10 protein-coding genes and 1 pseudogene are annotated in these 10,740 nt (G+C 71.8%); 9 read left to right on the top strand and 2 right to left on the bottom strand.

What is annotated here, in order from left to right:
* Positions 1-40: 40 nt before the first annotated feature.
* Positions 41-232: a hypothetical protein gene (locus JWR81_RS07770; RefSeq protein WP_297648738.1), complete on the bottom strand. Its 192-nt coding sequence runs from the start codon at positions 230-232 to the stop codon at positions 41-43.
* 239 nt (positions 233-471) lie between these two features.
* On the opposite strand from JWR81_RS07770, the gene JWR81_RS07765 reads away from it, so the two are divergent.
* Entirely contained in the window at positions 472-711 is a 240-nt protein-coding gene (locus tag JWR81_RS07765) for a DUF397 domain-containing protein (RefSeq protein WP_297648733.1), read from the top strand.
* Positions 712-837: 126 nt separating this feature from the next.
* Positions 838-1,686: a helix-turn-helix transcriptional regulator gene (locus JWR81_RS07760; protein WP_297648741.1), complete on the top strand. Its 849-nt coding sequence runs from the start codon at positions 838-840 to the stop codon at positions 1,684-1,686.
* Positions 1,687-1,693: 7 nt separating this feature from the next.
* Here the strand turns inward: JWR81_RS07760 and JWR81_RS07755 are convergent, their stop codons facing one another.
* A complete protein-coding gene (locus JWR81_RS07755; protein ID WP_297648730.1) occupies positions 1,694-2,533 on the bottom strand; it encodes an SAM-dependent methyltransferase in 840 nt (279 codons plus the stop codon).
* Between the two features lie 233 nt (positions 2,534-2,766).
* Here JWR81_RS07755 and JWR81_RS07750 point away from each other — a divergent pair, with 233 nt between their 5' ends.
* The 7 genes and pseudogenes from JWR81_RS07750 to JWR81_RS07720 all read left to right on the top strand — a co-directional run.
* Positions 2,767-4,254, top strand: coding sequence for a nucleobase:cation symporter-2 family protein (locus JWR81_RS07750; RefSeq protein WP_297648728.1), 1,488 nt, complete (start codon positions 2,767-2,769; stop codon positions 4,252-4,254).
* Between the two features lie 139 nt (positions 4,255-4,393).
* Complete coding sequence (gene efeU / locus JWR81_RS07745) at positions 4,394-5,245, top strand: iron uptake transporter permease EfeU (RefSeq protein ID WP_297648725.1); 852 nt, start codon at positions 4,394-4,396, stop codon at positions 5,243-5,245.
* A 42-nt stretch (positions 5,246-5,287) separates the two neighbouring features.
* On the top strand, positions 5,288-6,427 hold the full coding sequence (gene efeO, locus JWR81_RS07740; RefSeq protein ID WP_297648723.1) for an iron uptake system protein EfeO: 1,140 nt from the start codon (positions 5,288-5,290) through the stop codon (positions 6,425-6,427).
* Positions 6,428-7,636, top strand: coding sequence for an iron uptake transporter deferrochelatase/peroxidase subunit (gene efeB, locus JWR81_RS07735; RefSeq protein WP_297648720.1), 1,209 nt, complete (start codon positions 6,428-6,430; stop codon positions 7,634-7,636).
* A 35-nt stretch (positions 7,637-7,671) separates the two neighbouring features.
* Positions 7,672-9,156 (top strand): hypothetical protein, encoded by a 1,485-nt coding sequence (locus JWR81_RS07730; protein WP_297648716.1) that lies wholly within the window; start codon positions 7,672-7,674, stop codon positions 9,154-9,156.
* On the top strand, positions 9,153-9,857 hold the full coding sequence (locus JWR81_RS07725; protein WP_297648713.1) for a hypothetical protein: 705 nt from the start codon (positions 9,153-9,155) through the stop codon (positions 9,855-9,857). The genes JWR81_RS07730 and JWR81_RS07725 overlap by 4 nt, the downstream gene beginning before the upstream one ends.
* Positions 9,854-10,740 (top strand): annotated as a pseudogene (locus tag JWR81_RS07720) (hypothetical protein); the annotation flags it as partial. The gene JWR81_RS07725 and the pseudogene JWR81_RS07720, both read left to right, overlap by 4 nt.

The following is a 10,740-nucleotide window of genomic DNA, read 5'->3' as shown; positions in this document are numbered from 1 at the left end:
GTGTTTCGCAAATGGTCACGACCGCCCGCGACGGCCGGGCTCAGGAGCGCGTCGTGCGGCACATCTCCGTGCAGAGCGGGCAGGGGCGGCCGTCGGGTTCGACCATCGACGCCGCAGCCACGCGGTGCCCGCAGACGGCCTGGTAGTAGCCGTCGCTCTGCGACATCTCGGACGTCAGCTCGATGTCCGGAACGCGGTGCGCCCAGCCGTCGGCGATGCAGGTGACGGACACCGTGGGGCGTCCGCGGTTGAGAGATTCCGTTCGTCCACGCTCTGCCCTGCCCATCAGTGCTCCCCGACCTCGCTTCCGACTGCTGCGGGGTGCGTACCCCGACGTGCTCGGACCTGCGCCCCCTACCCGCCAGTTTGCCGAGTGATCGTTGCATCCGCAAGACTGTCGGCAATCACATCTGCAAGCACGTTTGCAACGACGTCTGCAAGCACACGCACCCACATCGGCGGAGGCCCGGTATGGACGACTCCCACATCCGCGCCGTCGCCGCCGACGCGCTCGGACTCGTCACCTGGCGCAAGAGCCGGGCCAGCAACCCCAGCGGCGACTGCGTCGAGCTGGCCGGGCTGGACGACGGCGGGGTGGCGGTCCGCAACTCGCGCGATCCCCGCGGACCTGCGCTGATCTTCACGCGCGCGGAGATCGCGGCATTCCTGCGCGGGGCGAAGGACGACGAGTTCGACGACCTGATCGCCTAGGCCGGCCCTGCTCGGATGCGCCGCACGGGTGACGCGGCGCCGGACAGGCGGGTTATGGTCATCGGTGTGACGCCAGATGCATCGCGGCGGCGACGCCCGCTCGGCCCGGCCGACCCGAACGACACGGTGGGCGGCCCCACCGTCTCGCGCATCGTCCTGGGCACGCAGCTGCGCCGGTTGCGGGAGGCCAACGGCATCAGCCGCGAGGCCGCCGGCGCGCACATCCGGGCGTCCCACGCGAAGATCAGCCGTCTCGAGCTGGGCCGCGTCGGGTTCAAGGAACGCGACATCGTCGACCTGCTCACCCTCTACGGCGTCACCGACGAGAAGGAACGGGCCGGGCTGCTCGGCCTCGTCGACCAGGCCAACGTGCGCGGCTGGTGGCAGCAGGACAGCGACCTGCTGCCCAGCTGGTTCGAGATGTACCTCCGTCTCGAGCAGGAGGCGAGCATCATCCGCACCTACCAGGTGCAATTCGTGCCGGGCCTGCTGCAGAGCCCGGAGTACGCGCGGCAGGTCATCCTGGCCGGCCACCGCAACGATCCCGACCACGAGATCGACCGGCGCGTGCAGCTGCGGATCGACCGCCAGAAGATGCTCAGCGAGCCCGGGGCGCCGCGGTTCTGGGCCGTCGTGGACGAGGCCGCGCTGAGTCGCCCGTTCGGCCCTTCGGAGGTCATGCGCGACCAGATCGACCACCTGCTCGAGATGAGCACGATGCCCAACGTCACCGTGCAGGTGCTGCCGTTCCGCTTCGGCGGCCACGCCGCGGCAGGCGGCCCGTTCACGATCCTCCGGTTCGCCGAGCCTGACCTGCCCGACGTGGTGTACCTGGAGCAGCTCAACAGCGCGGTCTACCTGGAGAAGCGCTCCGACGTCGAGGAGTACCTCGGCGTGATGGAGCGTGTGAGCGTCCAGGCCGAGACGCCGGTGCGGACGCGCACCGTGCTGAAGGAGCTCAGGACCCGGCTCTGACCCCGGCTCAGGGCTTGCGGCCGATGCCGCCGGCGTAGAGCGTGTGCGTCGGGCTCTCGGCGGGCGTCCGCTCGTCCGGCCGCCAGTCGTTGGCGTAGACCAGGCCGGGCTCCACCATCTCCAGCCCGTCGAAGAACCGCCGTTGCTCGTCCCAGGTGCGGAACCGGCCCGTGCCCAGCCCGCCCTCGAGGAACGCCCGCTGCATGTCCCTGGCGCGCGGCTCGTCGTCGTCCAGGAAGTTGCTGATGAAGAAGAGGCTGCCCGGGCTGAGCCGGGCCTTGACGGCGTCGGCGAGAGCGTAGGGATCCTGGTCGTCGGAGAAGTGGTGGAAGATCCCCGAGGCGATCACCGCGAACGGCTGCGTGGGGTCGATCAGCTTCCGCACCGCCGCATTGTCGAAGAGCCCGTCGACGTCGCGGATGTCGGCCGTGATGACCTCGGTGGTGTCCTCGTTGCTCAGCAGCGCGCGGCCGTGGGCGAGCACCAGCGGGTCGATGTCGACGTACAGGACGCGCACCGAGGGGTCGATGCGGTGGGCGATCTCGTGCACGTTGCCCTCGGTGGGCAGGCCGGAACCGAGGTCGAGGATCTGGCGGATGCCGGCCTCGCCCACCAGGTAGCCGACCGCCCGGCCGAGCAGGCCCCGGTTGTCGGCGGCGAGCTGGCGGGACTCCGGCACGGCCTGGAACAGTGCGGCGCTGACCCGGCGGTCGATCTCGAAGTGCTCCTTGCCGCCGAGCACGTAGTCGTAGACCCGGGCGATCGAGGGAACGGTGAGATCCACGTCCGGCATCGCGGGGGCGTCCTCGAGACCCTCGCGTGCGGCCTCGTCCGGACGACGTTCCATCGAGCAGCCTCTTCCCTGATGCGGTCCGCGTCCGGTGCGCCCCCCGGACGGTTCGAGCCTAACGGGCAAGTCCCCGGCGCGTCGGGAGACGTGCCGGTGTCCGATCCGTCCTCTTCCCGGCCCTGGGAAATCGATCGGCCACGGGCGCGCAGAGAGGGCGTAACAGGCGGCTGCGAGCGTTCTCCGCACCCTGGAGGGTTCACGGCCGGGGTGCCGGGCGAGCGGAGGACGCGATGACCACTGTGTCACCAGATCAGAAGGCCGTGCCGCATCCTGTGGACGAGGTGCCCCCCGCGCCGCGGCTGCTCATCCTCGGCCTGCAGCACCTGTTCATCATGTACGCCGGGGCCGTGGCGGTGCCGCTCATCGTCGGCCCGGCCGTCGGCCTGGGCGCCGAGGACATCGCCGTCCTCGTGAGCGCCGACCTGCTCGTCTCCGGGATCGCGTCGATCATCCAGTCGGTCGGCATCTCGAAGATCATGGGCGTGCGCCTGCCGGTGGTGGCGGGTGCGACGTTCACCGTGCTCAACCCGATGATCATCATCGCCGACCAGTACGGGGGGCGCGCAGGCCTGCCCTACGTCTACGGCGCGCTGCTGGTGTCCGGCGTGTTCGGCCTGATCATCGCGAAGCCGTTCTCGATGGTGCTGCGGTTCTTCCCGCCGTTGGTGACCGGCACGGTGATCATGATGATCGGGCTCTCGCTCATCGGTGCCGACATCGGGCTCATCGCGGGGGACAAGACCGGCAACTTCACGGCGAAGGTCCCGGTGCTGGACGCGAACGGGCAGGTGGTGGTCCGGAACGGGCAGATCGTCACCGCGGTCAACCCCGACTCGGGTCAGGTGTCGCACATCGTGCTCGCCGCCGTGGTCATCCTCCTGATCGTCCTGATCTCGCGGTTCTTCGAGGGCTTCATCGGTCAGACCGCGGTGCTGCTCGCGATCATCATCGGCACGCTCATCGCGTGGCCGATGGGCCTGGTGGACTTCTCCTCCGTCGGCAGCGCCGGCTGGTTCGGCATCGCCGCGCCGTTCCACTTCGGGCCGCCCAAGTTCGCGGCCGCGGCGATCATCTCGATGTGCATCGTGGTGCTCGTGACCTACACCGAGTCCACCGCCGACATGCTGGCCGTGGCCGAGATGGTGGACCGCGACCTGACACCGAGCGACCTCGCCCGGGGCCTCGCCACCGACGGGCTCTCGGCTCTCCTCGCCGGCTTCATGAACTCCTTCCCCGACACCGCCTACGCCGAGAACGTCGGGCTCGTGAGCATGACCGGCGTGCGCAGCCGCTGGGTCGTCACCGTCTGCGGGGTGTTCCTCGTGATCCTCGGGCTGATCCCGAAGGTCGGCGCCGTGGTGGCGTCGCTGCCCGGGCCGGTGATCGGCGGCGCGGCCACGGTCATGTTCGCGATGGTCACCGCCGTGGGCATCCAGACCCTGCACAAGGTGACGTTCGGCGGCCCGCGCAACCACAACCTGCTGATCGTGGCCGTCTCGCTGTCGTTCGGCCTGATCCCGACCATCCAGCCGTCCTTCTACCAGCACTTCCCGGCCGACTTCCAGGTGATCTTCGGGTCCAGCATCACCTCCACGGTGATCGTGGTCTTCCTGCTCAACCTGGTGTTCAACCACTTGTGGCCGTCGCTCCCGCGGCGTCGGGGGACGGTCGAGACCGCCGTCGAGGCGGGCGCGGTGGTCGGCCGCCCCGGTTCCTGACAGACCGCCCATTCCTCGGTTTCCGCTTTTTCTCGTCTTTTCCGGATGAACGCTGTGAATGCGATCCGGGGTGGACGGCGCCCTCATGATCTGTTCAAATAACGAAAGTTAGGTGAGGCTCTCTTAGTAGGGATGACCAATGCTGTCCACGTTCGTGATCGGGCTCCGCGAGGGGCTCGAGGCCGCGCTGATCGTGGGGATCATCGCGGGGTTCCTGGCGAACCGGGGACGGCGCGACGCGCTGCGCCAGGTGTGGCTCGGCGTCGGGGCCGCCGTCGTGATCTGTCTCGTCGTGGGCGTGGTGCTCGAGATCGTGACCGCCGAGCTGCCGCAGGCCGCGCAGGAGGGGCTCGAGACCGTGATCGGCCTGCTGGCCGTCGCGATGGTCACCTACATGATCGTCTGGATGCGCAAGCACGCCCGCGGCATGAAGGCCGAGCTGGAGTCCGCCGCGGCGTCCGCGCTGGTGCGCGGCTCGACGGGCGCGCTGGTGGTGATGGCGTTCCTGGCCGTGCTGCGCGAGGGCTTCGAGACCGTGGTGTTCCTGCTCGCGGCCTTCCAGGCCAGCACGTCGCCGCTGCTCGCGGGCTTCGGAGCGCTGATCGGCGTCCTCGTCGCCGTCGCGCTGGGCTACGGCATCTACCGCGGCGGTGTGAAGCTGAACATGGCGCGCTTCTTCAAGGTCACGGGTGCGGTGCTCGTCGTGGTGGCCGCGGGCCTGCTGATGACCGCGGCGCACACCGCCCACGAGGCCGGCTGGCTCACCATCGGGCAGGAGCGCGCGCTCGACCTGTCGTGGCTGGTGCGCCCCGGTACGCCGATCTCGTCGCTGATCACCGGGATGCTCGGCATCCAGCCGTTCCCGACGGTCGTCGAGGTGGTCGTCTGGGTCGTCTACGCGATCCCGCTGCTGGCCTACGTGCTGTGGCCGACGGGCGGCTCCGCCCGGCGCCCGGCCGCGCGCACCACCGTCGCAACCGCCGGTCACTGACCGGTCCCCTCTCGCCCTTCCTGCACGAAAGGTCTTCTCGCCATGCGCGTCAACCGTGGCGGCGCCGTCGCGCCCGTGATCGTCTGCGTCCTGTCCGTCGGACTGCTCACCGCGGCGTGCGGCGGGAGCGGAGGCTCCGCGGCCGCGCCCGCGGCCGGTGGCACGACCGTGAAGGTCGCGCTGTCCGACGCCGGGTGCCGGCCGACGCCGGACACCGTGCCGGGCGGACCCGTGACGTTCGCCGTGTCCAACACGGGCTCGGGATCGGTCACGGAGGCCGAGCTGCAGAAGGGCGGGTCGATCCTGGGGGAGAAGGAGAACGTCACCGCCGGCATCGACGGCACGTTCGCGCTGCGGCTCGACCCGGGCACCTACAGCATGTACTGCCCCGGGGCGGCCAAGGACACCTGGAGCTTCACGGTCTCCGGTGCCGCGGCGCCCACCGCGGCCGCCGGCGCCTCCCTGACCGCGGCCACCACGCAGTACCACGACTACGTCGTGTCGGAGGTGGCCGCGCTGACCACGGCCACCACCGCGTTCACCGACGCCGTCCGTGCGGGCGACATGACGAAGGCCGAGGCGCTCTACGCCCCCGCGCGCGTCCACTACGAGAGCATCGAGCCGGTCGCGGAGAGCTTCGGCAACCTCGACCCGGCCATCGACGCCCGCATCGACGACATCTCCGACCCCGCGCAGTGGACCGGGTTCCACCGCATCGAGAAGGCCCTGTGGGTCGACAGGTCGCCGGCCGGCATGACCCCGGTGGCCGACAAGCTCGACGCAGACGTCGCGACGCTGAAGAGCAAGGTCGCCACCGCCGTCTACCAGCCCGCGCAGATGGCCAACGGTGCGAGTGACCTGCTGACCGAGGTCTCCACCAGCAAGGTCACCGGTGAGGAGGACCGCTACTCCCACACCGACCTCTGGGACTTCGCCGCCAACATCGCCGGCGCGCGTGAGGCGTTCGAACTGCTGAAGCCGGCCCTCACCGCGAAGGACGCCGCCCTCGCCCAGCAGCTCGACACGCGGTTCAGCGACGTCACCGCCGGGCTCGACAAGTACAAGCAGGGCGAGGGCTACGAGTCCTACACCGCCGTGACCGACGCCGACCGACGCTCGCTGTCGAACGCCGTGGACGCCCTGGCCGAGCCGCTGTCGCAGGTCGCGGGGAAGGTCGTCTAGATGCCGTTCTCCCGTCGCACGCTGCTGGGAGGGGTCGGGCTGGCCGGAGCGGGCCTCGCGGTGGCGAGCTGTGCTCCGTCGCAGGCCGGGGCGGCCGCCTCGGACACCGTTCCGTTCTACGGCGCCAACCAGGCCGGGATCAGCACCGACGCGCAGGACCGGCTCGCGTTCGCCGCCTTCGACGTGACGTCCACGCAGCGCGCGGACCTCGTCGCGCTCCTGCAGACGTGGACCGCCGCCGCCGAGGCCATGACGCGCGGCGCCGCGGTGCCGGGCGACTCCCCCTCGCTCGAGGTGCCGCCGGCCGACACGGGCGAGGCGGCCGGGCTGTCGCCGTCGAACCTGACCGTGACCATCGGGTTCGGGCCCGGCCTGTTCGACGGCCGCTTCGGGCTCGCGTCGCGCCGCCCGGCGGCGCTGCAGCCGCTGCCCGCGCTGCCCCAGGAGATCCTCGACGACGCGAGCAGCGGCGGCGACATCGCGATCCAGGCCTGCGCGGACGACCCGCTGGTGGCCTTCCACGCGATCCGCAACCTCGCCCGGCTCGGCCGCGGCACCGTCGTCACGCGGTGGACGCAGCTCGGGTTCGGCCGCACGTCGTCGACGGGTTCGGCGCAGGCCACGCCGCGCAACCTGATGGGGTTCAAGGACGGCACGCGCAACATCAAGAGCGACGACGTGACCTCGCTCGACCAGCACGTGTGGGTGTCGGACGGCTCGTGGATGCACGGCGGCAGCTACCTCGTCGCCCGGCGGATCCGGATGTTCATCGAGCCGTGGGACCGCGACACCCTCGGCGACCAGCACAACGTCTTCGGCCGCGACAAGGCCACGGGGGCACCGTTGACGGGGACGGCCGAGTTCGACACGCCCGACTTCACCGCGGTGGGCGCCGACGGCTCCCCGGTCATCCCGGCCGACGCCCACATCCGGCTCGCCGCCCCGGAGAACAACAACGGGCTGCGGTTGCTGCGCCGCGGCTACTCCTTCACCGACGGCATCGACGTCGCCACCGGCACGCTCGACGCGGGGCTGTTCTTCATCAGCTACCAGAACGACCCGGCCACGTTCGTCACGCTCCAGCGCAGTCTCGGCACCCACGACGCGCTCAACGAGTACATCCGCCACGTCGGCTCCGGGCTGTTCGCCTGCCCGCCCGGGGCGAACGGGGCCGGTGACTACTGGGGCAGGGCGCTGCTGGAGGCCTGAGCCGGGCGTTCGGCCGCCTGTCCTACGCTGCTCGGGTGACGGGAGGGGGCGGCGGTGTCGTGTCGCCCGCCGCGGACGCCTCGGCGCGGTCCCGCTGGCGGGCCCTGGTGCTCACCGACCCGATCGCGCGGCTCGTGCGCAACGCCGCGCACGCCGGCATCGACGACGAGTACTACGACCTGCGGCAGCTCGCGCTGGCCGCCGTCGACATCGTCGTCGGGTCGATGGGGTTCGCCCGCGAGGCCGGGATCGACGAGGTGGTCGACACGCTGGCCGGGCTGGCCGCGCGGATGCGGCCCGACGCCCCGGCGGGGGAGTGGCCCGACGTGGCGCAGGCGGTGCTCAAGGGCCTTCTCAACGACGCCCGCGAGCAGCGCCGCTTCAGCTACCGCTTCGCGGCCATGGGCGCGCGTGACGACACCGTTCCGTGGGAGTCCTACAGCTTCCGGCTCCTGTCGCTGCGTGAGACCGAGTTCGGCGCCGTGTTCGTGGCGAGCGACCAGGCCATCACGCTGTTCCTGCACGGACTCGACGTCGACCTCGAGGACGCCGACCGCGCGCTCGCCCACGTGCTGCAGCGCCAGTTGGAGGACCGCCGCTTCGACGCCGCCGCCCGCACCGCGGCGCAGGCCGAGCGCACCAGCGTGGGCCTCTCGGCCACGCTGACCGAACTGCTCGACGCCACCCGTCGAGATGTGGGCTCCACCGACTGGGCCGACGACCTGCCCGAGCGGCTGACGCGCGCCCGCCGTCACGTCGAGACGCGCATCGCCGAGGACGACCGCTTCCTCGAGCACGTGCAGGGCGGGCTGGAGGTGGAGGCCTCGCCCGAGGTCCGGGCCGTGTCGGGGCAGATCATCGACCTGCTCGGCCGGGCGAAGCAGGTGCACCTGGACCTGGAACGGCGCCTCGTCGGTGCGCGCCAGGTGTTCCTGGCCGCCCAGGTGCGCCAGCGCATCGCGCGGCGGCGTCGGCTGCGGATGTTCACGCTCGGCGAGGACGTCCTCGCGCCGGTGCTCGACCTGCCCGCCGACGACGCCCGCACCGTCGCCGACCGGTTCGCGGACGCGGGCCTGGGGGTCACCGTGCCACGGCTAGTCCGCTTCGACGACCTGGTGGACGCGCTGTGGGCCGCGCCGCGGGCCCCCGAGCCCGGCGAGGCGCAGCCCGAGGAGGCCGACGAGCCCACCGCCGACGACGACGTGCAGGGCTACGCGCCCGCGGTGGTGGGCGCCGCGCGCGAGGTGCTCCAGCGCACCGCGGAGGGACCGGTGCGGCTGTCGGATCTCCTCGACACGGTGACCGACGACGAGATCGCCGAGCACGTCGCCGAGCTGGTGCTGCTCTCCGCGCTGTGGGCCTTCGCCCCCGATCCCGGTGAGGAGTCGGAGCCGGAGGCCGGCGGCGAGGTGGACCTGCTCGCGTCCGGCCTGGAGGCCCACGACGACGGCACGGTGCTGGCGCACGCGCGGGCGGGGGGCCGGGATCTGGTGATCGCCCGGCGGGGGAGTGGCAGATGAGCGGTACGCCCGCGGATCTGACGGACGTGCGCGCGGCTGCCGAGCTGATCACCTTCGGGCTGGCGCGGCGTGCCCGTCCGGTGGAGGGCAGCGAGTACCGCACACTGCTCGACCGCTACCGCACCGAGCTGCGGTTCAAGGACGTCGTCGACACGATGGCCGAGGGCCTCGGCCTGGAGGTGCTGGGCACCCCCCGGGCCGGGATCGTGCTCGTCCCCGATCCCGGTGGGCCGTTCGCGACGCGGCTCGGCGACCTGCGCGCGATGGCCGAGGACGAGCGCCTGGTGTTCGGGCTGGTGCTGATCGGGATCGCGGCCTACGCCTACCCGAACGACATCGACTTCGACGACCCCGAGACCAAGCTGATCGACATCCCGCGGATCGACGAGTTCCTGCGCGCGGCCATCGCGGCGGCGGACCTGCCGGCGGACGACGACCGCGCCCGCACGGCCGCGGAGGTCTACGCCGACCTCCCGTCGTTCGTGCCCACGCAGACCGGCCGGCGGGCGCGCGGCTGCACGTTGCGCGCCGTGGAGGAGGTGTGCGGCTGGCTCGTCGGGCAGGGCGCCGCCCGGGAGGCGCCCACGCTGGGCCCCGACACGTTCCATCTGACCGACCGCTTCCGCCTGCTCGTCGGCGACAGCGCGGGCACCAGCGCGCTGGAGGCCCTGCGCGAGGTCCGCCGGGAGGGGGTGTCGTGAGCACCGCAGGGGACGTGATGTGGACGATCCGGCGGGTCCGCCTCGACCGGATCGGCCCGGCCGCGGCCCGCTTCCTCGACGTCGAGCTGGACTTCCGCGACGGCGGCGGGCATCCGCTGGACACGATCGTCTGGCTGCGCAACGGCGGCGGCAAGTCCACCGTGCTGTCGCTGATCTGCGCTCTGATCCGCCCCTACCGCCGGGACTTCCTCGCCACCCAGGCCACAGGCAAGCACCTCGAGGACTACGTGCTCGGGGCCGACACCGCGCACGTCGTCGTCGAGTGGTCGGGGCCGCAGGGGCGCAGGCTCGTCACCGGCGCGGTGTACGAGTGGGCCGACCGCACCCAGCCCGCCGATCCGAACCGCGACCACGACCGGCTGGGTGCGCGCTGGTACGTGCTGAGCCCCGTCGAGGGCCGGGCCGAGCTGGACCTGCTGCCGTTCACCACCGACGGCAGCCCCACCCCGCTCAAGGACTTCGTCGCCGCCGTGCGCGCCTGGGACGCCGTGCCCGGGTGCGGCGCGGTCGTCACCGACCGGGCCGACCGCTGGCGACGGCTGCTCGACGACCACGGCCTCGACACCGAGATCTTCACCCCGATCCTGCAGATGAACGCCACCGAGGGCGGGATCGAGGGGCAGTTCCAGTTCCGCAACGCCGACCAGTTCGTGCAGTACCTGCTCGAGCTGATCATCGATCCCCAGGTGCCCGCACAGGTCGCGGAGATCCTGGAAGGGGTCCGGGCCGGGCTGGCCGAGCGGCCGGAGCTGCTCTCGGACCTGACCTTCGCCGAGGAGGCCACGCCACGGCTGCGCGCGCTCGCCGCCGCCCGTGACGAGCGGGACGCGGCCGCCGGTGCGCTGGAGCGACAGGGGGCCGC

This window comes from Pseudonocardia sp. (assembly GCF_025965585.1).
Lineage (GTDB): Bacteria > Actinomycetota > Actinomycetes > Mycobacteriales > Pseudonocardiaceae > Pseudonocardia.
The sequence above is the reverse complement of the archived record's forward strand: the minus strand, read 5'-3'. Positions and strand labels throughout refer to the sequence as shown.